Origin of the sequence: Siccirubricoccus sp. G192 (genome assembly GCF_019084075.1) — a bacterium.
In the GTDB taxonomy this organism is placed as follows: domain Bacteria; phylum Pseudomonadota; class Alphaproteobacteria; order Acetobacterales; family Acetobacteraceae; genus G192.
This window is the reverse complement of sequence record NZ_JAHREN010000001.1, coordinates 4,552,209-4,578,750: the sequence shown is the minus strand read 5'-3', so window position 1 is coordinate 4,578,750 and position 26,542 is coordinate 4,552,209. Positions and strand designations below refer to the sequence as shown.

22 protein-coding genes and 4 pseudogenes are annotated in these 26,542 nt (G+C 70.9%); 15 read left to right on the top strand and 11 right to left on the bottom strand.

The features are described 5' to 3' along the window. Positions 1-27: 27 nt before the first annotated feature. From KSF81_RS22105 to KSF81_RS22090, 4 genes are all read right to left on the bottom strand, one after another. Complete coding sequence (locus KSF81_RS22105; RefSeq protein WP_217380794.1) at positions 28-492, bottom strand: NUDIX hydrolase; 465 nt, start codon at positions 490-492, stop codon at positions 28-30. A gap of 128 nt (positions 493-620) precedes the next feature. After that, positions 621-2,594, bottom strand: coding sequence for a PhoX family phosphatase (locus KSF81_RS22100; protein ID WP_217380793.1), 1,974 nt, complete (start codon positions 2,592-2,594; stop codon positions 621-623). Positions 2,595-2,710: 116 nt separating this feature from the next. Beyond that, on the bottom strand, positions 2,711-3,511 hold the full coding sequence (locus KSF81_RS22095) for a hypothetical protein (protein ID WP_217380792.1): 801 nt from the start codon (positions 3,509-3,511) through the stop codon (positions 2,711-2,713). Between the two features lie 29 nt (positions 3,512-3,540). Beyond that, positions 3,541-5,385, bottom strand: a complete 1,845-nt coding sequence (locus KSF81_RS22090; RefSeq protein WP_217380791.1) for an alpha/beta hydrolase — start codon at positions 5,383-5,385, stop codon at positions 3,541-3,543. Between the two features lie 547 nt (positions 5,386-5,932). On the opposite strand from KSF81_RS22090, the gene KSF81_RS22085 reads away from it, so the two are divergent. Then, complete coding sequence (locus KSF81_RS22085; RefSeq protein ID WP_217380790.1) at positions 5,933-7,291, top strand: ABC transporter substrate-binding protein; 1,359 nt, start codon at positions 5,933-5,935, stop codon at positions 7,289-7,291. A 149-nt stretch (positions 7,292-7,440) separates the two neighbouring features. Here KSF81_RS22085 and KSF81_RS22080 read toward each other — a convergent pair whose 3' ends face one another. From KSF81_RS22080 to KSF81_RS32415, 3 genes and pseudogenes are all read right to left on the bottom strand, one after another. Then, positions 7,441-8,178, bottom strand: coding sequence for a GntR family transcriptional regulator (locus KSF81_RS22080; protein WP_254453688.1), 738 nt, complete (start codon positions 8,176-8,178; stop codon positions 7,441-7,443). A gap of 2 nt (positions 8,179-8,180) precedes the next feature. Further along, positions 8,181-9,542: a thiamine pyrophosphate-dependent enzyme gene (locus KSF81_RS31640; RefSeq protein WP_217380788.1), complete on the bottom strand. Its 1,362-nt coding sequence runs from the start codon at positions 9,540-9,542 to the stop codon at positions 8,181-8,183. A gap of 67 nt (positions 9,543-9,609) precedes the next feature. Then, a pseudogene (locus KSF81_RS32415) lies at positions 9,610-9,822 on the bottom strand (thiamine pyrophosphate-binding protein); the annotation flags it as partial. A gap of 93 nt (positions 9,823-9,915) precedes the next feature. On the opposite strand from KSF81_RS32415, the gene KSF81_RS22065 reads away from it, so the two are divergent. From KSF81_RS22065 to KSF81_RS22035, 7 genes are read left to right on the top strand one after another with little or no spacing between them, the layout of a single operon-like run. Next, a complete protein-coding gene (locus KSF81_RS22065; protein WP_254453686.1) occupies positions 9,916-10,665 on the top strand; it encodes a succinate dehydrogenase/fumarate reductase iron-sulfur subunit in 750 nt (249 codons plus the stop codon). Further along, complete coding sequence (locus KSF81_RS22060) at positions 10,662-11,009, top strand: succinate dehydrogenase (protein WP_309139648.1); 348 nt, start codon at positions 10,662-10,664, stop codon at positions 11,007-11,009. The genes KSF81_RS22065 and KSF81_RS22060 overlap by 4 nt, the downstream gene beginning before the upstream one ends. Further along, entirely contained in the window at positions 11,006-11,350 is a 345-nt protein-coding gene (locus KSF81_RS22055; RefSeq protein ID WP_254453685.1) for a succinate dehydrogenase, read from the top strand. The genes KSF81_RS22060 and KSF81_RS22055 overlap by 4 nt, the downstream gene beginning before the upstream one ends. Before the next feature lie 15 nt (positions 11,351-11,365). Further along, complete coding sequence (locus tag KSF81_RS22050) at positions 11,366-12,100, top strand: sulfite exporter TauE/SafE family protein (RefSeq protein ID WP_217380787.1); 735 nt, start codon at positions 11,366-11,368, stop codon at positions 12,098-12,100. Positions 12,101-12,119: 19 nt separating this feature from the next. Then, positions 12,120-13,028, top strand: a complete 909-nt coding sequence (locus KSF81_RS22045; RefSeq protein ID WP_254453684.1) for a fumarate hydratase — start codon at positions 12,120-12,122, stop codon at positions 13,026-13,028. 3 nt (positions 13,029-13,031) lie between these two features. After that, positions 13,032-13,655: a fumarate hydratase C-terminal domain-containing protein gene (locus KSF81_RS22040; RefSeq protein WP_217380786.1), complete on the top strand. Its 624-nt coding sequence runs from the start codon at positions 13,032-13,034 to the stop codon at positions 13,653-13,655. Beyond that, on the top strand, positions 13,652-15,382 hold the full coding sequence (locus tag KSF81_RS22035) for an L-aspartate oxidase (protein ID WP_217380785.1): 1,731 nt from the start codon (positions 13,652-13,654) through the stop codon (positions 15,380-15,382). The genes KSF81_RS22040 and KSF81_RS22035 overlap by 4 nt, the downstream gene beginning before the upstream one ends. Before the next feature lie 43 nt (positions 15,383-15,425). On the opposite strand, the gene KSF81_RS22030 is transcribed toward KSF81_RS22035, so the two are convergent. Then, positions 15,426-16,373, bottom strand: a complete 948-nt coding sequence (locus KSF81_RS22030) for an aldo/keto reductase (protein ID WP_217380784.1) — start codon at positions 16,371-16,373, stop codon at positions 15,426-15,428. On the opposite strand from KSF81_RS22030, the pseudogene KSF81_RS32410 reads away from it, so the two are divergent. From KSF81_RS32410 to KSF81_RS22005, 5 genes and pseudogenes are all read left to right on the top strand, one after another. Next, positions 16,282-17,510 (top strand): annotated as a pseudogene (locus KSF81_RS32410) (Bug family tripartite tricarboxylate transporter substrate binding protein). The gene KSF81_RS22030 and the pseudogene KSF81_RS32410 overlap by 92 nt on opposite strands. Before the next feature lie 39 nt (positions 17,511-17,549). Then, positions 17,550-18,551, top strand: a complete 1,002-nt coding sequence (locus KSF81_RS22020) for a tripartite tricarboxylate transporter substrate binding protein (RefSeq protein ID WP_217380782.1) — start codon at positions 17,550-17,552, stop codon at positions 18,549-18,551. A 307-nt stretch (positions 18,552-18,858) separates the two neighbouring features. After that, positions 18,859-20,010: a Re/Si-specific NAD(P)(+) transhydrogenase subunit alpha gene (locus KSF81_RS22015; protein WP_217380781.1), complete on the top strand. Its 1,152-nt coding sequence runs from the start codon at positions 18,859-18,861 to the stop codon at positions 20,008-20,010. 73 nt (positions 20,011-20,083) lie between these two features. After that, a complete protein-coding gene (locus KSF81_RS22010) occupies positions 20,084-20,488 on the top strand; it encodes an NAD(P) transhydrogenase subunit alpha (protein ID WP_217380780.1) in 405 nt (134 codons plus the stop codon). 4 nt (positions 20,489-20,492) lie between these two features. Beyond that, a pseudogene (locus tag KSF81_RS22005) lies at positions 20,493-21,897 on the top strand (NAD(P)(+) transhydrogenase (Re/Si-specific) subunit beta). A gap of 27 nt (positions 21,898-21,924) precedes the next feature. On the opposite strand, the gene KSF81_RS22000 reads toward KSF81_RS22005, so the two are convergent. Further along, positions 21,925-22,614, bottom strand: a complete 690-nt coding sequence (locus tag KSF81_RS22000) for a glutathione S-transferase family protein (RefSeq protein WP_217380779.1) — start codon at positions 22,612-22,614, stop codon at positions 21,925-21,927. Between the two features lie 141 nt (positions 22,615-22,755). Between KSF81_RS22000 and mgtA the strand changes: the two are divergent. Next, positions 22,756-24,924, top strand: a pseudogene (gene mgtA, locus KSF81_RS21995) (magnesium-translocating P-type ATPase); the annotation flags it as partial. A 130-nt stretch (positions 24,925-25,054) separates the two neighbouring features. Next, positions 25,055-25,375, top strand: coding sequence for a hypothetical protein (locus KSF81_RS32405; RefSeq protein WP_375293345.1), 321 nt, complete (start codon positions 25,055-25,057; stop codon positions 25,373-25,375). A gap of 11 nt (positions 25,376-25,386) precedes the next feature. Here the strand turns inward: KSF81_RS32405 and KSF81_RS21990 are convergent, their stop codons facing one another. Together KSF81_RS21990 and KSF81_RS21985 are read right to left on the bottom strand one after the other, a co-directional pair. Beyond that, the gene (locus tag KSF81_RS21990) at positions 25,387-26,172 is read right to left on the bottom strand and encodes an SDR family NAD(P)-dependent oxidoreductase (protein ID WP_217380777.1); all 786 of its coding nucleotides are present in this window, start codon (positions 26,170-26,172) and stop codon (positions 25,387-25,389) included. A 78-nt stretch (positions 26,173-26,250) separates the two neighbouring features. Then, positions 26,251-26,472 (bottom strand): hypothetical protein, encoded by a 222-nt coding sequence (locus tag KSF81_RS21985; protein WP_217380776.1) that lies wholly within the window; start codon positions 26,470-26,472, stop codon positions 26,251-26,253. Positions 26,473-26,542 lie beyond the last annotated feature (70 nt).

Here is a 26,542-nt window from a genome sequence, read left to right as displayed (position 1 = left end):
CCCGCGCGGCGCATGGGTCCAGCGGGATCAGGCCAAGGGGGCCGCCAGCCGCAGCAGCAGGGTGACGAGGTCGCCCTCATCCACCGCCATCGCCGCCTCGGCCATGGCGAACCAGCGGCGCTCGCGCTCCGATTTTTCCGGCCAGTCCTCCAGCAGCCGCTCCACCTTCAGCGGGAAGACCTCGACCTCGCAGGTCACGGTGCGGCCGTGTTCCACGCGCTTCAGATAGGCATAGCTGCCGATCGCCTCCGGCATGACCTGGCCGAGGATGCCCGCCTCCTCGAAGGCTTCCTTGGCGGCCAGTTCATGCGGCGCCAGGCGCTTCTCGGCCCAGCCCTTGGGCAGCACCCAGCGGCGCGTCTCGCGGCTCGTCACCAGCAGCACCATGGTCTGCCCCTCGCGCTCGGCGAAGGGCAGGGCCGCGTATTGCCGGCCAGGGGAGGGCGATTCGCGGGGCGGTTTCCGCTTGCTGGGCGGAGCTTTGCGGGGCATGGACCGTTCGGGTTCCCGGACATCGCGTGTGACCTGAGCCACTACTGCGCTGCCGCTACCCGGACGTCCAGACGATTTGGCCCGCCGTGCCGGGAAGCCATGGATGACCTGCGAAGGTCATCCATGCCTCAGCCGATCCGGCCGCCGCCCTGCCGGGTGATGGCGATCACGCTCGGCCGCGGCGGCGTGCCGGGCTGGAAATCGGGCCAGCGGGTGGAGGGATTGTCGAAGGTGCTGCCGGGGTCCTCGCCGGGATGCTGGATCGCCAGGAAGAGCGTGGTGTCGTCAGGCGTGAAGCGGGGGCCGCAGACCTCGGCCCCGGTCGGGGCCTGGTAGAAGAGCCGGGTCAGCGCCCGGCCGCGCCCCACCGTGTCGGCGGCATAGAGCCCATCCGCCACGCCGGCATTCTCCGCCGCACCATCGGTCGAGATCCAGATGCGGCCGCGGCTGTCGAAGGCGCAATTGTCGGGGCAGGAGAGCCAGCCCTCGTCGCTGGTGGCGCGGTGGTACTGCGCGCCGGGATCGACCCCGGGCTTGCCGGCGGCGAGGAAGATCTCCCAACGCGCCTCCATGGCCGCGTGATCCACCTCCGGCGTACCGGCGCCGGGCGGGATGATCTCCACCACATGGCCATGGATGTTGCGCGGGCGCGGATTGGCCGGGTTTACCTGCTCCGCGGTGCGGCGGCCATTGTTGGTGAGCATGACATAGACGCGGCCATTGGCGGGGTTGGTCTCGACATCCTCCGGCCGGTCCATCGGCGTGGCGCCGAGCAGGCCGGCGGCGCGGCGCGCCTCGATCACCACATCGGCCTGGCTGGCGAAGCCGTTCGCCGCGGTGAGCGGCCCCTCGCCATGCACCAGCGGCAGCCAGCGCATGGTGCCATCCGCCTCGAAGCGCGCCGCGTGCAGCGTGCCCTCGTCCAGCAGGTCGCGGTTGGCGGCGGGGTCGGCGGGGTTCCAAGGGCAAGCGGTGACGAATTTGTAGACATGGTCGAAGCGCTCGTCGTCGCCGCCGTAGAAGGCCACGCGCCCGTCCTTCGAGACCGCATGGGTGCAGCACTCATGCTTGAAGCGGCCGAGCGCGGTGCGCTTCACCGGCATGCTCTCCGGGTCGTAGGGATCGAATTCCACGACCCAGCCGAAGCGGTTCGGCTCGTTCGGCTCCCGGTCCAGGTCGAAGCGCGGCTCGTGCCGGCCCCAGGAATAGCTCGCCTGCTTCTGGATGCCGTAGCGCCGGCGGGCGGCAGCCTCCGGCCCCGTCTCGGCGCTCTCGCCACCGAAATAGAGGTTGAAATTCTCCTCGCAGGTCAGGACCGTGCCCCAGGGCGTATTGCCGCCGGCGCAATTGTTCAGCATGCCGAGCACGGTCAGGCCCTCCGGGTCGGCGCCGGTCCGCAGCCGCGGGTGGCCGGCGGCGGGGCCGGAGAGGCGCATCGGCGTCTCGGCGGTGATGCGGCGGTTCAGGTGGCTTTCGCGCACCACGGACCAGGCCCCGGCCTCGCGCCGGACCTCCACCACCGAGCCGCCATGCGCCATCATCTCGATCCGCGCCTGCTGCTCGCTGACGTGGCGCCTGGCCTGGGACCCGGCGCCAAGGCCCGGGAACATCAGCCCGGGGCTGGCATATTCATGGTTCACCACCAGCAGCCCGTGGTCGCTGCCGCCCGCGCCGCGCGGCAGCGGGAAGAAATCCAGGTAGTCGCAATTATAGCCGAATTGCCGCGCCTGGGCCTCCGGGGTCTGGGCCGCCGGGTCGAGTTCCGGGGCATCCGCCAGGATCGGGTCGCCCCAGCGGATGAGGGTCTGGATACTGTGCCCCTCCGCCACCGCATCGCCTTCGGCAAGCTGGTGGCGCAGTTCCGGGAAGCGCAGCGAGGAGGGGCCGGCCTCCGGCGAATTGCCGGTGCTATGCGCCGGCCGCGCCGGAACCTCCGCCGCGGCCGGGCCGGTCAGCACCGCCGCCGCGCCCGCCGCGAAGAGCCCACGCAGGGCCGTGCGCCGCGAGAGCCGTTCCTCGATCAGCTCGCCGATCGCCCGGCGGGGATCGGGGTTGCTGCCGATATCCTCGATCTCCACCGGCTCGATTTCGTGGTCCGCCATGGTCCCCGCTCCCCAGGACCGCAAGGCGCGGACCCGGGCGCAGGGTAGGGCGGTGCCCGCAACGGCTCCAGCGGGGCAATGTTAGGGTTTGGTTAAGTTCGGCGGCGGCGAATTCCCTAGCCGCTTCCGCGCGGCCGCCACACGGCGGTATGCAGCACCCGCGCCAGCACCCGCTCCCCACCGGCCATCACCAGCACGTCGAGATCCACCAGCCGGTGCCCCTTGGCCTCGTAATTCGCCACCACCCGGGCCCGCGCGGAGAGCGTCTCGCCAAGCCGGGCAGCCGAGAAATTCTGCACCTTGCTGCCGACATGGATCCAGGGCCCGAGCACCACATTCTGCGTCAGCGCCTGGTTGCACTGCCGCAGGATCATCCCCGGATGCGCCAGCCCCTCATCGCCATAGAGCGTCTCCGTCTCGCCCACCCCTTGCAGGTAGTCCGCGGCGACCTCCGGGGTCAGCGGCAGCGGCCTGGTGCCGAGCCAGGTGCCCGGCGCCAGGCTGGCCTCATCCGCCGGCGGGCGGGTCTCCGGCGGTGCCTGCCAGCGCCAATCCGCGATTGCCGGCGGCGGCGCGGCAGCATCGAGCCCAGCGCGGCCGGTGGCGCAGAGCACGCCCTCGCTCTCCACCCGCAGCGCCAGCCCGCCCTCCGCCTCCTCCGCCGCCGTCACCTCGACCAGCTTCCCGTCATAGACCGGCTTCAGGAAGCGGCATTCCAGCCGGCCCCGCTCCAGCCAGGCGCGGCCCCAGCGCTGCACCGCGGGGTGGCAGGCATAGGCATAGACCTCCACCCCCGGCACCAGCGCCCCGGTGAAGCCGAAGCGGCGCGCCACCGCATCGTCATGGATCTTGTTCTCCGAAGCGCGCGAGAGGTTGTTGGCGCTGACCCGGTAGCGAAGCCCATCCGTCACGCTCATCGGCGATCCCCCCCATTCCGGCGCATGGCCTATTTCTCCAGCACGTAGAGGCCCGGCGCATCCTCCAGCGGCGGATGCGCGGTGCTGCCCAGGCCGGGCGGCTTCCGCCGTGGGCCGGAGCGCTCCGCCAGCCAGGCGGTCCAGTCCGTCCACCAGCTTCCGTCATGCCTAGTGGCGGCGGCGCGCCAAGCCTCGGCACTCTCGGCCTTGTCCTCGTTGGTCCAGTAGATGCCCTTGCCGCCCGGCGGGTTGATGATGCCGGCGATATGCCCGGACGAGGCCAGTACGTAGCGCGCCTTGCCGCCGACCAACTGGGTGATCCGCCAGGCCGCATCCCAGGGCACGATGTGGTCCTTTTCGGCCCCCACCGCATAGACATCCAGCGCGATGCGGCCGAGGTCGATCGCCTCGCCCTTCAACTGGATCCTGCCGGGGACCATCAGGTTGTTCTCGACATAGGTGTTGCGCAGGTACCAGCTATGCGCGGTGCGGGCCATGCGGGTGCCGTCGCTGTTCCAGTAGAGCAGGTCGAAGGCCGGCGGCTTCTCGCCGAGCAGGTAGTTGTTGACCACATTCGCCCAGATCAGGTCGTTCGAGCGCAGCAGGTTGAACATGTTGGACATCTCGCGGCTGTCGAGATAGCCGCGGTCCATCATCTGCTGCTCCACGAAGTCGATGCCGGGCTCGCCCAGGAACACCGCCGTATCGCCGACCCGGGAGAAATCCTGCAGCGAGACCATGAAGGTGGCGGAGGCGAAGCGGTTGTCGCCCTTGGCCGCCAGCACCGACAGCAGCATCGCCAGCAGGGTGCCGCCGATGCAGTAGCCCATCACGTTCACCTGCTTGGCGCCGGTGATGTCGCGGATCACGTCGCTCGCCTCCAGCGGGCCGAGATCCATGTAGTCCTCGATGGTGGTGTCCTCCATCGAGGCGTCGGGATTCTTCCAGGACACCACGAAGACGGTGAAGCCCTGCGCCACCAGGTACCGCACCATGCTGTTCTTCGGCTGCATATCGAGGATGTAGTATTTGTTGATCCAGGGCGGCAGGATCAGCAGCGGCGTGGCATGCACGTTGGGCGTGCTCGGCTCGTACTGGATCAGCTCGATCAGCCGGTTGCGGTGCACCACCTTGCCCGGGGTGAGCGCCAGGTTCCGCCCCGGCGCGAAGGCCGTCTCGTCCACCATGGAAAGCCGGCCGGCCTTGAGGTCGGCCAGCAGGTTGCGCACGCCCTCCGCCACGCTGGCGCCGCCGGTTTCGACGGCCCGCTTCAGCGCCACCGGGTTCGAGGCCAGCAGCAGGTTCGGGCTCATCGCATCGACGAATTGCCGGAGGTGGGATTGTAGCCGCTCCCGCTCGGCCGGGTCGAGGTCGGTATCCGCCTCGTTCTGCCGCAGCAGCCAGTCGGAGGCGAGCAGATAGGCATCGCGGAGGCTGCGATAGACCGGGTTGGCCTGCCATTCCGGGGCCGCGAAACGCTTGTCGCCCGCCGCCGGCGCGCTGCCAGTGGCGGCTTCACCGGTCCAGCGCCGGGCCGCATCCTGCCAAGCCTCCATCGCCGCGCCCCAGAGCGAGGCGTTGAGCGAGGCCGCTGCGGCCAGGGTCGTCGCTGGCCGGCTGAGCGAGCGCAGCCAGACGGTGCGCAGCGCCCGCGCCACCTCCGCCCAGTCCACCGGCACCACCTCGCGCAGCGGATTGGCGTTCCAGGCCCGGTCGATCGCCTTCAGCATCGGGTCCCGGGTGAGCATGGCGGTGGCCTGCTTGGCGCCGGCGGCGAGGATCGCATCGCCGAATTCACTGGGCGGCACCGTCCACCACGGGGTGCCCTGGCCTGGTGCTCCCTGGCCGGCCTCGCCACCGGCCGGGCGCGGCATGGCCTTCGCCGCCGCCTCCATCCAGGCCGCCCAGAGCCCGAAAATGGCCTCCGGTGCGGCACTTGCCTCCGGCGTCGCGCTTGCCTCCGGCGTCGCGCTTGCCTCCGGTGCCGTGCCTGCCGATGCGGCCGCGCTCTCCGGCGGGGCCCTGCCTCCCGCGTCCCGACCCGATTCCCGCCGCCGCTCGGGAGTGTCCTTGCCTGTCCGGCCAGCCATGCTGCCTGCCTCCCATTCTCCGGCCGTCCGGACGCTGCCGCCCGGGCGCCTCGCCATTCCTGCCGGACTGTCGCATAGGCGGCCGGCCCGGCGATAACTTCCCTGAAGCCCCTCCGGCCGCATGCAGGCGGCCAGGACGCCAGGGCCAATGGGTCCTCAACGCCGCCACCGGAGCCGGTTCCGGACCGACCGCACCGGACCGTGATTCGGCGGCAGCGGCCGGTGGGGCCAAGTCTGTCGCCGCTGCGCGAAGGGCAACAATGCCCCGCGGGCTTCTCCTGGCCTCTCCCGTGCGAGAGGAGCCCGCCGTGGCGGAGGGAGACCAGGTCTGATGACGAAGATCACCGGAACGACCCGGCGCGCCGTGCTGCGCGCCGGAGGGCTGGGCGTGGCGGCCGGCGCGCTGCCGCTGTTCAACGTGCATGGCCAGACTTCGGCGGGCCGCGTCGCGGTCGGCTTCTGGGACCATTGGGTGCCGACCGGCAACGAGGCGATGCGCCAGATCGTCGGCGAATGGGCGGAGAAAAACCGGGTGGAGGTCCAGATGGACTTCATCACCTCGGTCGGCATGAAGAACCTGCTGACCATCGCCGCCGAGGCGCAGGCCCGCCAGGGCCACGACATCCTGGCCTTCCCGAGTTGGCAGGTGCACGACCAGGCGCGCAACCTGGAGCCGGTGGATGACATCGTCGGCCGCCTGATCCAGAAGAACGGCCCGGCCAATCCGGCCACCGAGTATCTCGGCAAGGTGGACGGCAGTTGGCGGGCGGTGCCGGCGACCGCGGGCAGCCAGTACAAGGGCTCGGCGGCGCGCATCGACCTGATGAAGCAGCATGCCGGCATCGATGTGCGGGCGATGTATCCGGCCGAGACCCGGCTCGGCCCCGGCGTCGACCAGTGGACCTGGGAGAATTTCCTGGTCGCGGCGCAGAAATGCAATGCGGCGGGGGTGCCCTTCGCCCTGCCGGCCGGCACCTTCAGCGACGCCACCGACTGGATCGGCGCCATGTTCCGCTGCCATGGCGCGGAGATGGTGGATGCCAAGGGCGACATCACCATCCGCAACAACGACAAGGTCAGGCAGGTGCTGGACTATGCCGCGCGGCTGTTCCAGCACATCCCCGGCGAGATGTTCGCGGCGGATGACGCCACCAACAACCGGGCGCTGATCTCCGGCCGCTCCGCCTTCATCTTCAACCCGCCCTCCGCCTGGGCGGTGGCCAAGCGCGACGCGATCCATGTGGCGGAGCAGACCTGGCACTTCCCGAGCCCCATCGGGCCGGCCGGCCAGTACGTGCCGCATCTGCCCTATTTCTGGGGCATCTGGAACTTCAGCAACAACAAGCCGACGGCCAAGGCGCTGCTGGAGCACCTGTCGCAGCGGGAGCAGGTGGCGAAGATGGTCGCCGCCTCGGATGGCTACGACATCCCGCCCTTCGCCACCCTGACCGACCTCGATACCTGGTCCACGGTCGGGCCGCCGCGCGGGACGGTGTTCAACTACCCGGTCAAGGAGCACCACCATGCGCATCCCTCGATCGCCTGCTCCCCGGCGCCGGCCAGCATCGCGGTGCAGATGTACACCCAGGGCATCCAGGCGAAGATGATCGCCCGCCTGGTGCAGAGCAAGGAGCCGATGGACCGCGTGCTGGGCTGGGCCGAGCGCGAGGTGGAGGGCTTCATGCGCTGAGACGGCCCGATGACCGCAGGGCCGCATGGCCCGGAGGTCTGAATCGGGCCGCAGCGACGACCCGATGACCGCAGGGCCGCATGGCCCGGAGGTCTGAATCGGGCCGAGGAAATCAAGCGGCCCTCTCCCGCCCGATTGGGGGAGGGCCGCTATTCCAATTCCAGCCGGTAGCGCCAGTCGGTGGTGTCGAGCCAGGTGAGGCGCCGTTCCACCCGCTGGCCGGAGACGTCGAAGGCGACGCGGTCGATCTCCAGCAGCACCTGACCGGCGGCGCCGGCCAGGGCCTCGGCGATCCAGGCATCGGCGGCGATGGCGCGCAGCTCCTCCTCCGCCCGCATCACCGTGACGCCGTGGCGGCGCTGGTAGAGCACGTACATCTCGTCCGTCAGCTCGCGGTCGAGCGGCAGGGTGAAATGCGGGAAGAGCGCGGCGGGGAGCGAGATCTGCTCCAGGATGCAGGGCCTGCCCTCCAGCAGCCTGAGCCGCAGCAGCCGCATCATCGGGGTTTCAAGCGGCAGGTGCAGGCGCCGCGCCTCGTCGTTGTTGGCCGGGCCGGTGCCCATGCGCAGCAGCCGGCTGGTCGGCACCGGCTTCCGCCCCCAGGGATCGGCGACGCGGAAGAAGTGGAACAGCGCGCGTTCGCTGGTGTGCTCGGCGACGAAGGTGCCGCGGCCCTGGCGGCGCTCGATGAGCCGGCGCCGCTCCAGCGCCTGCAAGGCCTTGCGCACCGTGCCCTGGGAAACGCCGAGGTCGCGGCCGATCTCCACCTCGCTCGGCAGCGGCGTGCCGGGGGGCCAGAGGCCCTCGGCGATGCGGCCCATCAGCAGCGCCTCCACCTGGAGGTAGAGCGGCTGCGCGGCGGGCCGCGATTCCTCCGGCAGCAGCATGGTCATTTGCGGCGGACGACCGGCGCCGGCTGCCCCTCGATCAGCACATTGACGCAGGCCGGGCGCTTGCTGGCGAAGGCGCGGTCCAGCGCGACGGGCAATTCGGCGGCGTCCTGCACGAATTCGCCATGCCCGCCCAGCGCCGTGGCCACCAGGTCGTAGCGGGTGGCCGGCGCCAGGCTGCAGCCATGCGCGCGGTCCGCGCCATAGTCGCGGAGCTGGATCTGGTGCTCGGCGTTCCAGCGGCCGTCATTGCCGACCACGGCGACGAAGGGCAGGCCGTGGCGGACCGCGGTGTCGAATTCCGCCATGTGGAAGCCGAAGGTGCCATCGCCCAGCACGGCGAGGATGCTGGCCTCCGGCCGCGCCCGCCGCGCCGCCATGGCGAAGGGGATGGAGGGGCCGATGGCGCCGGCCACGCCATTGATGACGCGGGCGGGCGCGGTGAGCAGCGCCTGCGCCCATTGCCCGATCTCGCCGCCATCGCTCACCAGCACGGCCTGCGGGTCGCGCAGATGCGGCGCGAGGGCGTGGCAGAGGGTGACGGGATGGATCGGGCCGGCGCTGCGGCCGCGATAGGCGTCCCAGGCGGCGGGGCGATGGGCGATGGCGTCAGACACTTTATCCATCCAGCCCGGTGCCGGTCGATTGCCTGCATCGGGGAGCATGATGAAGGCCCGCGCCGCTTCCGCGGCGCCGCAGAGGGCGGCCAGTGCCAGGCGCCCGCCGAGCAGATGCGCCGCGCGGGCGAGCAGCGCGGGCTCGGGGTCCAGCACGATCCAGCGGCAGCCGGGCGCGATGGCCGGCGCCCGGCCGAAGCGCAGGGTGAAGTCGAGCGGCTTGCCGAGCAGCAGGATCAGGTCGGCCTCCGCCAGCACCTCCGCGAAGGCGCCGAGCGAGGGGTCGGCCACCCCGCGCGGGCTTTCCATGGCCAGCACCGGCGCGCCGAGCACGCCGCTGAGCGGGGCCAGCAACCCGCGTCCTTCCGGCGTGCAGAGCGCGGGCGGGGCGATGACCAGCGGCCGGCTGGCGCTGGCGATTTCCGCCATGACGGCGGCCACCATGCCGGGCGAGAGCGGCATCGGCTCCGGCTGGAACGCCGCCGGCTCCGGCCAGGCGATGCCGGAGGGGTCGAGCCGCGCTTCCAGCACATCGGTGGGCAGGCTGAGATGCACCGGGCCGGGTCGGCCGGAACGGGCGATGCGGATGGCGCGGGCCAGGTCCTGCGCCAGGGTGGCGGTCGATTGCGCCACCCAGGCCGCCTTGGTCACGGGCGCGGCGAGATCGGCATTGCGCAATTCCTGGAAGGCGCCGAGACCGAGTTCGCCGAGCGGCGCATGGCCGGAGAGCAGCACCAGCGGCACCTCCCCCCGCCATGGCGGTGCTGAGCGCGGCCACCGCGTTGGTATGGCCCTGCCCACCCGTCACCAGGGCGATCCCGGCCTCGCCGGTGAGGCGGGCATAGGCATCGGCCATATGCACGGCGGCGGCTTCCTGGCGGGTGTGGATCAGCTCGATTCCTCGCCCCAGCAGGGCGTCGAAGACCGGCATGATGTGGTTGCCCGAGAGGGTGAAGACCGTTCCCACCCCGGCCCGCGCCAACCCCTCGACCAGCGCATCCGCCCCCCGGATCGGCTTGCCCATTTTTTCACCTTCGAAATATTTCGCGATTAAGGCTAGGCAAGTCTTGTGTCTTATACAAGACTGGCTCGGGAAATTACGGCGGAATAAGGCAGAATGCCGATGGTGGAAGCGGCGGGGACGCTTGAGGTCAGCATCTGGCGCGGCGGTGCCGAGGGCGCGATGCAGCGCTACCAGGTGCCGGCGCGCGGCAACCAGACCGTGCTCGATATCGTCACCCATATCCAGCGGGAGCTGGACCCCTCGCTTGCCTATCGCTTCGCCTGCCGGGTCGGCATGTGCGGCAGTTGCGCCATGATGGTGAATGGCCGCGCCCGCTGGACCTGCCGCACCCATGCGAGCCGCGTCATCGGCGCCGATGGCAGGCTGGGATTGCGGCCGCTGGCCAATCTGCCTGTTATCCGCGACCTCGCCACCGACATGGCGCCCTTCTTCGACAAATGGGCCCGGGCGCGCGGCCGCTTCCAGCCGAAGGATGCACCGGATGGCGCGGTGCCCCAGGAATTCCACGTGGTCCCCCCTGCCTCCAAGCAGCGGCGGGAGGCCGATGCGGGCATCGAATGCATCGGCTGCGGCGTCTGCCATGCAAGCTGCGACGTGGTGGCCTGGAACCCCGACTATCTCGGCCCCGCCGCGCTGAACCGCGCCTGGACCCTGGTGAACGACGTGCGCGACGGCGCCCGGCAGGAACGCATGGAGGCAGTGGCGGGCGATGCCGGCTGCCATTCCTGCCACTCCACGCAAAGCTGCACCGAGCGCTGCCCGAAGCAGCTCGATCCTTCCGCGGCCATCGCCGGGCTGAAGCGCAGCCTGTTCTGGGACACGCTGCTCGGGCGGCGCGCGTGAACCGCGTGGCGCAAGGCCAGATGCATCTCTGGATCGCCCAGCGCGTCACCGCCATGGTGCTGGCGCTGGCGGTGACGGTGCACCTCGTCACCATCATCCTGGCGGTGCGCGGCGGGCTGACGGCGGCGGAGATCCTGGGGCGGCTGCGGGGCGACGCGCTATGGCTCGGCTTCTATGCGGTCTTCGCGCTCTGCGCCGGGCTGCATGGGGCGATCGGGCTGCGCAACATCGCGGGCGAGACGCTGGGCTGGCGCGGCCGCGGCTTCGACCTGGCCTGGCTCGGCATCGGGCTGGCCACCGCGGGCTTCGGCATCCGTGCCGCCTGGGGGCTCTACGCAGCATGATGGACCTCCGGCCCCGCTCCCACCCGACCTACCTTGCCTTCCTCGTGCACCGCATCTCCGGCCTGCTGCTGGCGCTGTTCCTGCCACTGCATTTCTGGGCGCTCGGCGGCGCCATCCAGGGCGAGGCGGCGCTGGAGGGCTTCCTGCGCTGGACCGACCGCCCGCTGGTGAAGGCCGCGGAATTCGGCCTGGTGCTGCTGCTGGCGGCGCATCTCGCCGGCGGGCTGCGAGTGCTGGCGCTGGAATTCCTTGGCTGGCGGCGTCGGCAGAAGGATCTGGTGGCGGCCTCGGCCGGGATCTCCCTTGCCGCCGGCCTGCTGTTCCTCCTGGCTGTTTTTTGAACGCGCATCCGCACGATGTCCTCTGACCTCCTCTGGCTGCTGGCGGGCGGCTTCTTCGCCGCCTTCGCCGCGGGGCTGGCGGGCTTCGCCTTCGCGCTGATCGCCTCGGGCGTCTGGTATCACCTGCTGCCGCCCACCGAGGCGGCGCCGCTGGTGATCGCCGCCAGCACCCTGATGCAGGTGGGCACCCTGCTCTCGCTGCGCCGGGTCGTGCAGTGGCGCGCGGCGGCGCCCTTCCTGGTCGGCGGCGTCTTCGGCGTGCCGCTGGGCACCCTGGCGCTGGCGCATATCGATGCCCGCACGCTCGGCTTCGCGGTGGGGGTGCTGCTGATCCTCTATGCCGGCTGGATGCTGGCCCGGCTGGCGCTGCGCCGGGCGCCCGCGCCGATGACGGCCGGCGGCCGCGGCGCCGATGCGGCAGTGGGTTTCGCCGGCGGCGTGCTGGGCGGGGTCGGCGGCTTCTCCGGCGCGCTGCCGACCATCTGGTGCGACTTGCGCGGCTGGCGCAAGGATACGGCGCGCGGCGTCTACCAGCCCTTCATCCTGGTGATGCAGTCGCTGGCCCTGGCCTGGGCCTTCGGCGCCGGGCTCTTCGGCGGCGGCACCGGGGAGCGGCTGCTGCTGCTGCTGCCGGTCCTGGCCCTGGGCGGCTGGCTCGGCGTGCGGGCCTTCCATGCCGCGACGGCGGAGCGCTACCGCCTGGTGCTGCTGGCGCTGCTTCTGGCCTCCGGCCTCTCGCTGGTGGCCTGATGGACGGGAGGAGAACGCGATGACCCATGTTTCCAGGCCCAATGCCGAGCCGTTGCGGATCGACCCCGGCGCCGTCGAGGAGGCGGCGAAGCTGCTCTATATCCGGGCCTGCAAGATCCTGCCGGACGACATCAAGCAGGGCTTCGCCCGGCTCGATGCCGATGAGACGGACGGCACCGCCAAGGCCATCCTCGCCACCATGATCGAGAATATCGGCGTGGCGGAACGCATGGACAACCTGCTCTGCCAGGATACCGGCATCCCGATCTTCAACGTGCTGATCGGCCGCAACATCGCGCTGGATGGCTGGGACCTGAAGGCGGCGATCGCCCGCGGCACGGCGCGCGCGACGCGGGAGGCGCCGCTGCGCTCCTCGGTCGTGCATCCCATCACCCGGAAGAACGAGCATACCAGCTGCGGCGAGCGGGTGCCGGTCATCAATATCGACTTCACCGATCGCGACCGGGAACTCCGCCTGGAGATGATCCCGAAGGGATCGGGCAGCGAGAATGGCAGCTTCCTGCAGATGCTGATCCCGGCGGATGGGCTCGCCGCGGTGAAGCGCTTCGTGGTGGACCGGGTGATGCAGGCCGGCGGCAAGGTCTGCCCTCCCACCATCGTCGGCGTCGGCATCGGCGGCACCTCCGACCTCTGCATGCATCTGGCGAAGATGGCGGCGACCCGGCCGCTCGGCTCGCGCTGCGCCGATGCCGAGGGTGCGAAGCTGGAGGCGGAATTGTCTGACGCGGTGAACGGCCTTGGCATCGGGCCGCAGGGCCTGGGCGGCGATGGCACCAGCTTCGCCGTGCATGTGGAGACGGCGGCGACGCATATCACCATGAACCCGGTGGCGGTGAACATCCAGTGCCACAGCGCGCGGCGCGCCAGCGCGACCTTCACGCCCGATGGCATCGTGGTGGGGTTCTGAACCATGGCCGATCATGTGCTGAACACCCCGGTTTCCGAGGCGGATATCCGCGCCCTGCGCGTTGGCGACCGCGTGACCCTGCAATCCACCCTCTTCGGCATCCGCGACGCCACGCAGATCCACATGTTCGACCATGGCCGCCGCACGAAATTCGACCTGCGCGGCCATGCCGTGATCCATACCGCGCCCAATCTCCGCAAGGTGGAGCCCTCGCCGGAGCATCCCGCCGGCTATGCCCCGGTCTGCGTCGGCACCACCACCTCGGACCGCATGGAGCGCTTCACCCGGCCGCTAATGGAGCGGGAAGGCGTGCGGATCATCATCGGCAAGGGCGGGCTGCGCGAGGAGAGCCTGCGCGCCTTCGCCGAGCTTGGCGGCTGCTACCTGGCCGTGGTGGGCGGCGCGGCGGCGCTGGAGACCACCTGGATCGAGCAGTTGGAGGATGTCGATCTCGACGACCTCAACCCGGAAAGCCTCTACAAATTCCGCATCCGCGATTTCGGCCCGCTGCTGGTCGCCATGGATAGCCATGGCGGCAGCCTCTACACGGAGGTGAACGCCAAGGTGGCGGCGCGGCGGCAGGCGGTGCTGGAGAAGCTCGGCGCGGCCGAAGGCGCCCGGCCATGACCGCGCCGCGCCGCATCCGCACGGATATCCTGGTGCTCGGCTCCGGCGGCGCCGGGCTGCTGGCGGCGCTGCATGCCAAGGATGCGGCGCCGGAATTGCAGGTGACGGTGGCGGTGAAGGGGCTGCTCGGCAAGTCCGGCTGCACCCGCATGGTGCAGGGCGGCTACAATGTCGCCATTGCCGAGGGCGATTCCGCCGAGCGGCATTTCATGGACACGCTCGATGGCGGGAAATGGCTGAACGACCAGGACCTCGCCTGGACCCTGGTGACGGTGGCGCAGGACCGCATCCGCGAGCTTGAGAACCGCTGGGGCTGCTTCTTCGATCGCAACCCGGACGGCACCATCCACCAGAAGGCTTTCGCCGGCCAGACCTTCGACCGCACGGTGCACAAGGGCGACCTGACCGGCATCGAGATCATCAACCGCCTGGCCGAACAGGTCTGGGCGCGCGGCATCGAGCGGCTGGAGGAGCACCGCGCCGTCGCGCTGATCCGCACGGCGGATGGCTCGCGGCTTTCGGGCGTACTGCTGGTCGATGTGCGCAGCGGCGAGCTGGTCTTCTGCCAGGCGCGCGCGGTGCTGCTCGGCACCGGCGGCGGGCCGACCATGTACACCTACCACACCCCCTCCGGCGACAAGTCCTGCGACGGCATGGCGATGGCGCTGCAAGCGGGGCTGCCGCTGCGCGACATGGAGATGGTGCAGTTCCACCCGACCGGCGTGCTCGCCGGCCCGGGCACGCGCATGACCGGCACCATCATCGAGGAGGGGCTGCGCGGCGCCGGCGGCTATCTGCTCGGCGGCGATGGCGAGCGCTTCATGCACAAATACGATCCGCGGCTGGAGCGGGCGACGCGCGACATCGTCAGCCGCTCCATGTACCGGGAGATGCTGGCGGGCAATGTGAATGCCGAGGGCGGGCTCTGGATCGAGATGCGGCATCTCGGCGCCGAGAAGGTCCGCCGGATGTTCAAGGGCATGGTGGAACGCTGCGCCGATTGCGGCTTCGACCTGGCCGGCGGTCGCGTGCCGGTGGTGCCGACCGCGCATTACATGATGGGCGGGCTGGTCTTCGCCCCCGATGGCAGCACCGAACTGCCCGGACTTTTCGCGGCCGGCGAGGATACCGGCGGCGTGCATGGCGCGAACCGGCTGGGCGGCAATGGCGTGGCGAATTCCACCGTCTTCGGCGGCATCGCCGGCGACAGCATGGGGCGCTGGGTGCCGCGGCATGGCGCCTTCGAGGAACCGGACCGTGCGGCGCTGGAGGCCGCCATCGCCGCCACCCTGGCGCCCTTCGGGCGGCCCGCCGCGCCGCTCTCGCCGATCCGCGACGGGCTGCATGCGCTGATGTGGGAGAAGGCCGGCATCCTGCGGGATGCGGCCGGGCTGGCCGAGGCGGCGCGCGGCCTGGATGCGCTGGAGGCCGAGCTGGACGCAGCCGGGCTGGACGGCCAGGACCGCGCCTTCAACCTCACCTGGCACGACTGGCTGAACCTGAAATCCCTGGTCCTGGTCAGCCGCAGCATCGTGGCCGCCGCCGAGGCGCGGCGGGAAAGCCGCGGCGCCCATTGGCGCGAGGATTTCCCTGAGACCGATGCGGGGCGGGACGGGCTTTCCCATACCGTCGCCACCCTGGCGGCGGGCCGGATCGCGCTGGACTGGCGGCCGGTGCATTTCACCCGGTTGCAGCCTGGCGAAAGCCTGCTGGCGGCAGCCGAATAGCCGCGCGGGGCGGCCGGACCCGGCCGCCGCCCCGGCCCCTGCGTTACCCGCTCGCCGCGTCCAGCGCCGCCATGGCGTCCCGGTCCAGGGTCAGGGCGGTAGCCCTCACCAGGTCCTGCAACTGCTCAGGCCTGGTGATGCTGGCGATGGGGGCGGTGATGCCGGGGCGGGCGATCTGCCATGCCAGCGCCACCTGCGTCGGCGTGGCGCCGAGGCGGGCCGCCGCCGCGTCGAGGGCGGCGAGCACCCGCATCCCGCGCTCGTTCAGGTACTGCGCCGCGCTGCGGGCGCCGCGCACGCTTTTCGAGAGATCGGCTTCGGAGCGGTATTTGCCCGTGAGGAAGCCGGCCGCCAGGGCGTAGTAGGGAATGACCCCGATGCCCTGCTCCCGGCACAGCGGCAGCAGATCGGCCTCGATCCCGCGCTCCATCAGGTTGTACAGCGGCTGCATGCTTTCAAAGCGCGGCAGGCCGAGCCTCGCGCTGGTCTCCAGCGCCGCCTTCAGGCGCGGCGCGCTGTAGTTGGAGGCGCCGATGGCCCGGACCTTGCCCTGCTCGACCAGCCGGGCGAAGGCGCCGAGCGTCTCCTCGAGCGGGGTGGCCTCGTCGTCCTTGTGGGCCTGGTAGAGGTCGATGACATCGGTGTTCAGGCGCTTGAGGCTCTCCTCGGCGGATTGCATGATCCAGGCGGCGGAGAGCCCCTTGCCGCGGCCCGGCATCTCCATGCCGACCTTGGTCAGGATCAGCACGTCCCGCCGCCGTCCGCGGGCCTGCAGCCATTCGCCGATGACGGTTTCGGACTCGCCCCCGGCATGGCCGGGCGCCCAGGCGGAGTAGACATCGGCCGTGTCGATCGCGTTCAGCCCGGCCTCCGCCAGGGCATCGAGCAGGCGGAAGGACATGTCCCTGTCCGCCGTCCAGCCGAAGACATTGCCGCCGACGATGATGGGCGGCACCTCGATCCCCGACCGGCCCAAGCTGCGCTTCTGCATGGTTCGTTCCTCCTGCCCAATGCGCCAGTCCGGCACGGCGGCAGGATGCCGCATGGGCATTCCCCCGTCGACCGGGCGCGGATGGCCGCTCCGGCTTGCCAGCCCGGCCCTGCCATGCGGTGATCCCCGCAAAGACCTGGAGGATCGCCGATGCTGCGCCGGAGCCTCGCCCCCCCTGCTTGCTCTCGCCCTGGCCGCCGCGCCCTGGGCGGCTGCCCGGGCCCAGATGCCGCAGGATGCGGAGTTCCCGCAGCGCCCGGTGCGGCTCATCGTGCCCTTCGCGGCGGGCGGGTCGGCCGATGTGCTGGCGCGCATCACGGGCCAGGCGCTGTCCACGCGCTGGCGGCAACAGGTGGTGGTGGACAACCGGCCGGGCGCCGGCGGGCATATCGGCGCCGAGCAGGCGGCGCGCAGCCCGGGCGATGGGCACACGCTGGTGCTCGGCACCATCGGCATCCATGCGGCGAGCGCGATCTATCGCTCGCTTTCCTACAACCCGGTCACCGACCTCGCCCCCGTCGTGGTGCTGGCGGAATTCCCCAATGCCATCATCACCCACCCGGCACTTCCCGCGCGCAACCTGCGCGAGCTGATCGAACTGGCGCGGCGGAAGCCGGGGAGCTCACCTTCGGCTCCGCCGGCAACGGCACCTCCACGCATATGGCGGGCGAGCTGTTCATGCTCGTGGCCGGCGTGCGGCTGACGCATGTGCCCTATCGCGGCAGTTCCCAGGCCCTGAACGACCTGGTGGCGGGCAGCATCCAGGTGATGTTCGAGAACCTGCCCACCGTGCCGCCGCTGGCCCGCGAGGGGCGCGTGCGCGTCCTGGCGCTGACCAGCGCCGGCCGCTCGGAGAGCCTGCCGGAAGCCCCGACCGCGGCCGAGGCCGGGCTGGAAGGCTATGTCGCCACGGCCTGGTTCACCATCGCCGCGCCCGCCTCCACCCCGGCACCGCTGCTGGAGCGGCTGAATGCCGATCTCCGCGCCGCCCTGGCGGACCCCGAGTTGCGTGGCCGCTTCGCCCAGGGCGGCGCGACGCCCATCGGCGGCACCGTGGAGGAGGCGCGGCGCTTCTTCGCCGCCGAGACCGCGAAGTGGTCGCATGTCATCAGCACCGCCGGCATCAGGGTCGATTGACCCCGCCGCGGAACCCGCAACCACCGAGAGGAGCCTGCCTTGACGGAGCATGTTTTCCCGCCGCATCAGCGCCTTCCGCGCCGCAATCTCCTGGCCGCGGCGGCGGGGCTCGTCGCGGCGCCCGCCGCCACGGCCCGGGCCCAGGATGCGGAATGGCCGGCACGGCCGGTGCGGGTGGTCGTGGGGTGGCCGCCCGGGGGCACCGCGGATACGGTCGCCCGCGTGCTGTTCACCGAGACCTCGCAGCGCACCGGCCAGCAATTCGTGGTGGACAACCGCACCGGCGCCACCGGCATGATCGGCAGCGGCTTCGTCGCCGCCGCGGCGCCGGACGGCTATACGGTCCTGTATGGAACCACCCCTCTCTCGACCGCGATCCTGTTTCCGCAACTGAGCTTCGACCCGGTGCGCGACCTCGTCCCGGTGTTCCAGTCCATCACCGTGCCGCAATTGCTGCTGACGCATCCGTCGGCCACGGCCAGGTCCGTCGCCGAGCTCATCGCGGAGGCGAAGGCCAATCCCGGGCGGATGAACTGGGCCTCCGCCGGAAGCGGCGGCGTGCAGCACCTCGCGCTCGAGCTCTTCGCGCGGCGGGCGGGTATCGAGGTCAACCACGTTCCGTACCGTGGCGGCGGGCCGGCGACCAATGACCTCCTGGGCGGGCAGGTGAAATACTATTTCGGCAATGCCGATACCGCGATCGCCTTCGTGAAGAGCGGCCGCCTCCGGGCCCTCTGCCATACGGGCAAGGACCGGCTTGCGGCACTGCCCGACCTGCCGCCCCTGTCCGATACCCTGCCTGGCTTCGAGACCTATGAATGGAACGGGGTCTTCGTGCCGGCCGGAACGCCGAGGCCCATCGTGGAGAAGCTCAACAGGAGCCTGAACGAGACCATCGCGACACCGGCTGTGGCCGAGAGGCTGCGGAGCACCGATCTGCAGGCGAAGGCCAATACGCCCGAGGAGTTTGCCCGGTTTTTCCAGGAGCAGAGCACAAGATGGCATGCCTTCATCCGGGAAGCGAATATCCGGCTGGAGTAGTCGTGTTGGCGGCACTCCGGAGCAGGTGCCGGGCCTTCCACCCGGCTCCTGCCCGGCATCGGCCTCGTGGGGTCGGGCATGGCGCGCTGGAAGCGGCAGCCGCGACAGAATCGGGAAGCCTGTTCCGGTTGCCGGAATCGGGCGAGGCCGGGGCCTGGAATTCGGGGATGCGGCGCCTTTGCCCCCAAGGGGCGCCCGGCGGGGACAAATTCAACCGTAACGGCTGAATGGGGCCTGCCCGGCGCCGAGGCGGCTTGCGGCCATCCCGCACCTTCGCGCATGTTGCGGCCGCGAAGAGGGCCCCTTGATGCGATTGGCAGTCCTGAAGGAGCGGCGCCCGGCTGAAACCCGGGTCGCGGCGACGCCGGAGACGGTGAAGAAATATCTCGGCCTCGGCCTGACCGTGGCGGTGGAAACGGGGGCCGGCCTCGCCGCCGGCATCCCCGATGCCGCCTTCGCCGAGGCGGGGGCGGAGATCGCGCCGGATGCCGCCGCGGCCCTGGCCGGGGCGGGCATCGTGCTGAAGGTCCGGGCGCCGCTCGGCGCGGGCGAGGGGGCGATGGACGAGCTTGCCCTGATCCCGCGCGGCGCGCTGCTGATCGGCCAGCTCGGCACCGAGGGCGCGGAAGCCTATGCGGCGCAGGGCATCGAGGCCTGCGCCATGGAGCTGCTGCCGCGCATCACCCGGGCGCAGAGCATGGATATCCTCTCCTCCCAGGCGAACCTGGCCGGCTACCGGGCGGTGGTGGAGGCGGCGGCCGCCTTTGACAAGGGCTTCCCCATGCTGATGACCGCGGCCGGCACCATTCCGGCGGCGAATGTCTTCGTCATGGGCGCCGGCGTCGCCGGGTTGCAGGCCATCGCCACGGCGCGCCGCCTCGGCGGCCGGGTCGCCGCCACCGATGTGCGGCCGGCCGCCAAGGAGGAGATCAAGTCGCTCGGCGCCAGCTTCATCGGCCATGAGGACGAGGAAAGCCGCGCCGCCCAAACCGCCGGCGGCTATGCCAAGGCGATGAGCGCCGAGTTCATGCAGAAGCAGGCCGCGGTGGTGGCCGAGGCCATCCGCAAGATGGATATCGTCATCACCACCGCCCTTGTGCAGGGACGGAAGGCGCCGACGCTGGTGACCGCGCCGATGGTCGAGAGCATGAAGCCCGGCAGCGTCATCGTCGACCTCGCCGCGGATGCCGGCGGCAATTGCGCGCTGACCGTGCCGGGGGAGGGGGTGGTGACGCCGGGGGGGGTGAAGATCCTCGGCTTCTCCAACTGGCCCGGCCGGATTCCGGCCGCTTCCTCCGCGCTCTATGCCCGCAACCTGCTGACCTTCCTCACCACCTTCTGGGACAAGGAGGCCAAGGCGCCGAAGCTGCCGGCCGAGGACGAGATCGTCCGCGGCGTCACGCTGACCCGCGCCGGCCAGGTGGTGCATCCGATGCTGACCGCGGCGAAGGCGGCCTGATGCCATCGGATGACTGGAGCGCCGAAGGGCGCGGAAGGCTGAGGCGGATGGCCCGGAACAAGGGAACCACAGCATGAACCCGACCGACCTGGCCAACCAGGCCAGCCTGATGGCCGAGCGCGCCCTGATCGTCGCGCAGCAGGCACGCGACCTGGCCGCGGCGCAGATGCCCATGGTGGAGCAGGCCGCCGGTGCCGCCGAGCCCTTCCTCTACCTGCTGACCATCTTCCTGCTGGCCTGTTTCGTCGGCTATTACGTGGTCTGGAACGTCACCCCGGCGCTGCACAGCCCGCTGATGGGCGTGACCAATGCCATTTCCTCCGTCATCGTCGTCGGCGCCATCCTGGCCACCGGCCTGGGCGAGAGCCTGGCGGCGCAGGTCTTCGGCTTCCTCGCCGCGATGCTGGCGGCGGTGAACATCTTCGGGGGCTTCATCGTCACCCGCCGGATGCTCGCCATGTTCAAGCGGAAGGGCTGACCCGATGGCCGCCACCCTCTCGACGCTGGCCTATCTGGTCGCCGCCGTCCTCTTCATCCTGGCGCTGCGGGGCCTCTCGCATCCCGAGACCAGCCGGCGGGGCAACCTCTTCGGCATGGTCGGCATGGGCATCGCCATCGTCGCCACGCTGCTGCGCCCGGGCATGTCGGGCGGCGGCATCGGCCTGATCCTGGTGGCCCTGGCCATCGGCGGTTCGGCCGGCGCCTTCATCGCCACCCGCATCCAGATGACGGCCTTGCCGCAACTGGTCGCCGCCTTCCATTCGCTGGTCGGCATGGCGGCGGTCTTCGTGGCGGCGGCCGCCTTCTACGCGCCGGAGAGCTTCGGCATCGGCCATGCCGGCAATATCCATGGCGGCAGCCTGGTGGAGATGTCGCTCGGCCTGGCGATCGGCGCCATCACCTTCTCCGGCTCGGTGATCGCCTTCGCCAATGCAGGCGCTGATGAGCGGGGCGCCCATCACCTTCAAGGGGCAGCATTGGCTGAACCTGGCGCTCGGCATCCTGCTGCTGGTGCTGGTGGTGGCTTTCGTCGCCACCGGCCATGCGCTGCTGTTCTGGCTGATCGCGCTGCTCTCCTTCGCGCTGGGCTTCCTGCTCATCATCCCGATCGGCGGCGCCGACATGCCGGTGGTGGTCTCCATGCTGAACAGCTATTCCGGCTGGGCGGCGGCGGGCATCGGCTTCACCCTGGGCAACCTGCTGCTGATCGTCACCGGCGCGCTGGTCGGCGCCTCGGGCGCGATCCTGTCCTACATCATGTGCAAAGGCATGAACCGCAGCATCATCAACGTGCTGCTGGGCGGCTTCGGCACGGATAGCGGCGGCGCGGCGGCGGGGCCGGGGGAGGCGGACCGCGCCCCGGTGAAGGCCGGCAGCCCGGAGGACGCCGCCTATATCATGAAGAACGCCGGGAAGATCATCATCGTCCCCGGCTATGGCATGGCGGTGGCGCAGGCGCAGCAGGTGCTGCGGGAGATGGGTGACCTGCTGAAGAAGGAGGGCGCCACGGTGGAATACGCCATCCACCCGGTCGCCGGCCGCATGCCGGGCCATATGAACGTGCTGCTGGCCGAGGCCAATGTGCCCTATGACGACGTCAAGGAACTCGAGGAGATCAACCCCGAATTCGCCGATGCCGATGTGGCCTATGTGATCGGCGCCAATGACGTGACCAACCCGGCCGCCAAGACCGACAAGAGCAGCGCCATCTACGGCATGCCGATCCTGGATGTGGAGAAGGCGAAGACCGTCTTCTTCGTCAAGCGCGGCATGTCCTCGGGCTATGCCGGGGTGGACAACGAGCTGTTCTTCCGGCCGAACACCATGATGCTCTTCGGCGATGCGAAGAAGGTGACGCAGGAGATCGTGCAGGCGCTGCAGAAGTAGCGCCAGCACCCTGCCGGCGCGGCCGGATCAGCCCACCGCCGCATGGACCGAGCGGCAATGCCGGACGAGGTTCGGATGGGCGGAGACGAATTGCTTCAGGGGCGTGTCGATCTCGAAGAACAGGATATTGGCCAGGAACCCGTAGAGGCCGGCGTCCATGCTGCTCGGCGCCGGGCCGGACAGATACCCGCTCTCCCCGACCAGTGCCGCCAGGGCCTGGAGGTCGGCCAGGCCCCGGCGATAGACCCCCGCCGCGTCGTAGCGGCCGATGCCCTGGTAGTAGTAGCGCTTGGCATTGAATTCCCGGGCCGCCTCCATCTGGTCCGGCGTCACGTTGGGATGGGTCCCGAGGATCCGGTCGCGGAACAGCGGCCAGAAGCGGTCGTCGCTCCAGCGTGAATAGGACATGACCCAGTAGAGGTCGTCGAGCGTCCTGCGGAGCAGGAGGTCCGTGACCCTTTGCGCGGCGGTCAGGTGGTTGTCGATCGCGAGCCCATGCCTGCCGATCAGATGGGCGATGATCGCGTCGCTGTCGCCGATGATCTCGCCGTCATCCTCGATATAGGGAAGCTGGCCGCGCGGCGCGGCTTTCGCGTCGAAGACATGCTCATGCCGGAAGTCCAGCCGGCACAGCCGCAGGAAGGCGTAGACCTTCAGGCCATAGGGGTTGTTGTCCGCGACACCGAACAACTCTGGGTAGGAGAAGAGTGTGATCATGGGGCATGTCTCCGGGGGCGCGGCGGGGCCGGCGATCCAGGCTGCACAACCATGCTCCATTCCAGGGCTGTTGTAACGAGGACGATCCGGGCTTGATTTGCCGCATTGCGGCGGAGCGGGCGCGGCGCGCAGGCTGTGCCGATGTCGACCGCATTGCCCGCCCGCTTCTGGGCGCAGCCCGTCCCCGGCCTGGTGCGGGATCTCGGCACCGCCGCATCGGGCCTGGGCGCCGAGGAGGCAGCGCGCCGCCTCCGCATCCATGGCCGCAACAGCGTCGCCGACACCCCGCGCCGGCATCTCGCCATGCGGCTCCTGCGCCGTCTGGCGGAGCCGCTGGTCGCCATCCTGCTGGTCGCGGCGCTGGTTTCCGGCCTCACCGGCGACTGGCCGGGCTTCGCCATCATCCTGGCTATCGTCACCTTCTCCGTCGTCATGGACGTGGTCCAGGAGCATCGGGCGGAAGTGGCGGCGGGCAAGCTGCGGGACAGTGTCGCGCTGCGGGCCATGGTTCGCCGCGACGGTCAGGTCCGGCCCCTGCCGGTGGAGGAACTGGTCCCCGGCGATGTGGTGGAACTGGCTGCGGGCAGCCTGGTCCCCGCCGATGGCGTGGTGCTGGAAAGCCACGGCGCCCAGGCGCAGGAGGCGCTGCTGACCGGCGAGCCCTATCCGGTCCCGAAGCGCCCGGGCCCGAGCGACGGCGCCGGCCCGGCGGAGGCCTTCGATGCGCTGTTCGCCGGCACCGCGCTGGTGGCCGGCACCGCGGCCATGCTGGTGGTGGCCACCGGCCATGCCACCCAGCTCGGCGGCATCGCCACGGCGCTCTCGGCCCGCCGCCCGCCCACGGCCTTCGAGCGGGGGCTGCATGGCCTCGGCCTGCTGATCCTGCGGCTGACCGCCTTCCTGGTGCTGTTCGTCCTGCTGGCGCATCTGGTCTTCCACCGCCCGACCCTGGAGAGCTTCCTCTTCGCGGTGGCCCTGGCGGTCGGGCTGACGCCGGAATTGCTGCCGATGGTCACCACGGTGACGCTGTCGCGCGGCGCCCTGCGCATGGCGGCGAAGCGGGTAGTGGTGAAGCGGCTGGCGGCGATCCACGACCTCGGCGCCATGGATGTGCTCTGCACCGACAAGACCGGCACCCTGACCGAGGCGCGGATCGCCCTGGCCGATGCGACGGCGCCGGATGGCGCGGCCTCGGCGCGCGTGCTGCAGCTTGCGGCGCTGAATGCCGGGCTGGCCAGCGGCGCCCGCACCACTCTGGACGATGCCATCCTCGCCGCGGCGCCGCCGGATGCGATGCAGGGCTGGAGCCTGCTGGCGGAGGCGCCTTTCGGCTTCGAGCGCCGCCGTTCCTCCGTGCTCTGCCGCAGCGAGGGCGGGCAGCGCCTGCTGGTGGTGAAGGGGGCACCGGAGGCGGTGCTCGCCGCCTGCATATCGGCCGAGGGCCCCGATGGCGTCCCCCGGCCGCTCGACCAGGCCAGCCGCGCCGCGCTGCTGGCTCGGGCCGAGGCGCGCGGCGCCGAGGGGCTCCGCCTGCTCGGCGTGGCCTGGCGTGCCGTGCCGGACGGCGAGGCGCCCGGGGAGGCGGCCCTCGGGCCGGAGGCCGAGCGGGACCTGGTGCTGGCCGGCTTCTGCGCCTTCCTCGACCCGCCGAAGCAGTCGGCCGGCGCCGCGGTGGCGCGGCTGGCTGCGGCCGGGGTGCGGGTGAAGGTGGTCTCCGGCGATGCCGCGCCGGTGGTGCTGCACCTGGTGCAGACGCTCGGCCTGCCGGCGCGCGGGCTGCTGACCGGGGAGGAGGTGGCCCGGCTCGACGCCCCGGCGCTGGCCGCGAGGGTGGGGAGGGTGGACCTTTTCGCCCGGCTCTCGCCGGACCAGAAGCGGCGGGTCATCCTCGCCCTGAAGGCGCGTGGCCACACCGTCGGCTTCATCGGCGACGGCATCAACGACGCCCCCGCCATCCATGCCGCCGATGCCGGAATCTCGGTGGAGGGCGCGACCGAGGTGGCGCGCGCCGCCGCCGACCTGATCCTATTGGCGCCCGATCTCGGCGTGCTGGCGGACGGAGTGGTGGAGGGGCGACGGACCTATACCAATGTCATGAAATACGTCCGCATGGGCACCTCCTCGAATTTCGGGAACATGCTGTCCATGGCGGTGGCGTCGCTGGCACTGCCCTTCCTGCCGCTGCTGCCGGCGCAGATCCTGCTGAACAACCTCCTCTACGACCTGTCGGAAATCGGCATCCCCTTCGACGCGGTGGACCCGGCCGACCTGGCCCGGCCGCATGGCTGGGACATGGCGGCGGTGCTGCGCTTCACCCTGGTGATGGGGCCGCTCTCCTCGCTCTTCGACCTGGCGATCTTCGGCCTGCTGCTGGCGGCTCCCCCCCTGGGGTTTCGGCGCCACGCCGGAGCAGTTCCGCACCGCCTGGTTCGTGGAGAGCATGGCGACGCAGATCCTGGTGATCTTCCTGATCCGCAGTGCCGGCCCGGTCTGGCGCAGGGCGCCGCCGCATCCCGTGCTGGTGGCGACCTCGCTCGGTGCCCTGGCCCTGGCGCTCGGCCTGGCGCTGGGGCCGCTCGGCCCGGCCCTGGGCTTCGCACCGCTCCCGGCTGCCCTGCTCGGTGCCATCGGCGCCCTGGTCCTGGCCTATCTGGTGCTGGCGGAATCCCTCAAGGGCGTGGCGCTGCGGGCTGAAGGGCGGCCGGCAAGGCGCCGCCACAGGCGGCCCGCGGCGGCGCGGGGCGGCTCCGGCACGGCCTGACGACGCCGGGCCTACAGGTGCTTGCCGCCATCCACCAGGATGACGCTGCCGGTGGTGAGGCGGAGATGCGTCACCGCCCCCATGATGGCCAGCGCCACGTCATCCGCCTCCGTCACGGTGGCGAGCGGCGAGGCCGCGGCCTGCCGCTCCACCGCCGCGCGGGAGCGGCCCGGCACAAAATCCGTCGCGACGGCCGAGGGCGAGATCGAGAGCACCCGGATCTCCGGCCCTAGCACCCGCGCCAGCGACATCCCCATGGTGTCGAGCGCCGCCTTGGAGGCGCCATAGATGATGCTGCTGCCGGTGCCGGTGATGGCCGCCAGCGAGGAGATATTGACGATCACCGCATCGCCGCCCCGCTTCAGCAGGGGTGCGAAGGCGCGGATGGTAGCGAAGGGGCCACGGATATTGGTGACGAGCACGCGGTCGATCAGCGCGTCGTCCAGCGCCTCCAGATCCGCATGCGGCACGGCGCGGGTGGTGGCGGCGGAGTTCACCAGCAGGTCGCAGCGGCCGAACCGCGCCTCCACCTCCGCCGCGGCGGCGCGCAGCGCGGCGCTGTCCTCCATGGGGGTGCGGAGCGCGAGATGGGACTGGCCGGGCTGGCTCGTGGGCAGGCTCGCGGCCAGGGCGGCGGCGCGTTCGGCCCCCTGGTTGTAGCCGACCGCCACGCTGGCGCCGGCGGCGGCCAGGCGCCGGGCGGTGGCGGCGCCGATGCCGCTGCTGCCGCCGGTGATGACGGCAACACGGCCCTTCAGGTCATATTCGCCGAGATTGCCGGCCCTGACCTCGCTCATCTGGTGCCCTCCCGCTGGTCCGATCCCTCGTTACCGGATCGGACCGCGGGCGGACACCCTTTCCCGCAGGGGTGCGGGTCAGCCCTCGTGGGCGAAGGGCAGGGCCGGCAGGTCCGACCCGCCATGCCGCCGCCGCCCCGCCACCGTGATACCGGCGGTGATGGCAAGGGCCACACCGAGGCTGAAGGCGATCGGGGAGGGCAGGGTCAGGCCCAGGGCGAGAATAACAAGGGCTGTGAGGCCCAGCACCGGCAGCAGATGGAACTGGGACCGGTCAAGAAGTTGGGGTCCGATGGTCACGTCGAAACTCGCTTTCTGCGATGTTGCAACGCAGCATATTGCTGCGCCGCATCAGGTTGCAAGCGTGACA

Excerpts from the sequence above, each read along its gene's own strand:
- KSF81_RS22105 (WP_217380794.1), bottom strand. The coding sequence starts at position 492 with ATGCCCCGCAAAGCTCCGCCCAGCAAGCGGAAACCGCCCCGCGAATCG.
- KSF81_RS22100 (WP_217380793.1), bottom strand. The coding sequence starts at position 2,594 with ATGGCGGACCACGAAATCGAGCCGGTGGAGATCGAGGATATCGGCAGC.
- KSF81_RS22095 (WP_217380792.1), bottom strand. The coding sequence starts at position 3,511 with ATGAGCGTGACGGATGGGCTTCGCTACCGGGTCAGCGCCAACAACCTC.
- KSF81_RS22090 (WP_217380791.1), bottom strand. The coding sequence starts at position 5,385 with ATGCCGCGCCCGGCCGGTGGCGAGGCCGGCCAGGGAGCACCAGGCCAG.
- KSF81_RS22085 (WP_217380790.1), top strand. The coding sequence starts at position 5,933 with ATGACGAAGATCACCGGAACGACCCGGCGCGCCGTGCTGCGCGCCGGA.
- KSF81_RS22080 (WP_254453688.1), bottom strand. The coding sequence starts at position 8,178 with ATGCTGCTGCCGGAGGAATCGCGGCCCGCCGCGCAGCCGCTCTACCTC.
- KSF81_RS22065 (WP_254453686.1), top strand. The coding sequence starts at position 9,916 with ATGCCGATGGTGGAAGCGGCGGGGACGCTTGAGGTCAGCATCTGGCGC.
- KSF81_RS22055 (WP_254453685.1), top strand. The coding sequence starts at position 11,006 with ATGATGGACCTCCGGCCCCGCTCCCACCCGACCTACCTTGCCTTCCTC.
- KSF81_RS22050 (WP_217380787.1), top strand. The coding sequence starts at position 11,366 with ATGTCCTCTGACCTCCTCTGGCTGCTGGCGGGCGGCTTCTTCGCCGCC.
- KSF81_RS22045 (WP_254453684.1), top strand. The coding sequence starts at position 12,120 with ATGACCCATGTTTCCAGGCCCAATGCCGAGCCGTTGCGGATCGACCCC.
- KSF81_RS22040 (WP_217380786.1), top strand. The coding sequence starts at position 13,032 with ATGGCCGATCATGTGCTGAACACCCCGGTTTCCGAGGCGGATATCCGC.
- KSF81_RS22035 (WP_217380785.1), top strand. The coding sequence starts at position 13,652 with ATGACCGCGCCGCGCCGCATCCGCACGGATATCCTGGTGCTCGGCTCC.
- KSF81_RS22030 (WP_217380784.1), bottom strand. The coding sequence starts at position 16,373 with ATGCAGAAGCGCAGCTTGGGCCGGTCGGGGATCGAGGTGCCGCCCATC.
- KSF81_RS22015 (WP_217380781.1), top strand. The coding sequence starts at position 18,859 with ATGCGATTGGCAGTCCTGAAGGAGCGGCGCCCGGCTGAAACCCGGGTC.
- KSF81_RS22010 (WP_217380780.1), top strand. The coding sequence starts at position 20,084 with ATGAACCCGACCGACCTGGCCAACCAGGCCAGCCTGATGGCCGAGCGC.
- KSF81_RS22000 (WP_217380779.1), bottom strand. The coding sequence starts at position 22,614 with ATGATCACACTCTTCTCCTACCCAGAGTTGTTCGGTGTCGCGGACAAC.
- KSF81_RS32405 (WP_375293345.1), top strand. The coding sequence starts at position 25,055 with ATGGCGACGCAGATCCTGGTGATCTTCCTGATCCGCAGTGCCGGCCCG.
- KSF81_RS21990 (WP_217380777.1), bottom strand. The coding sequence starts at position 26,172 with ATGAGCGAGGTCAGGGCCGGCAATCTCGGCGAATATGACCTGAAGGGC.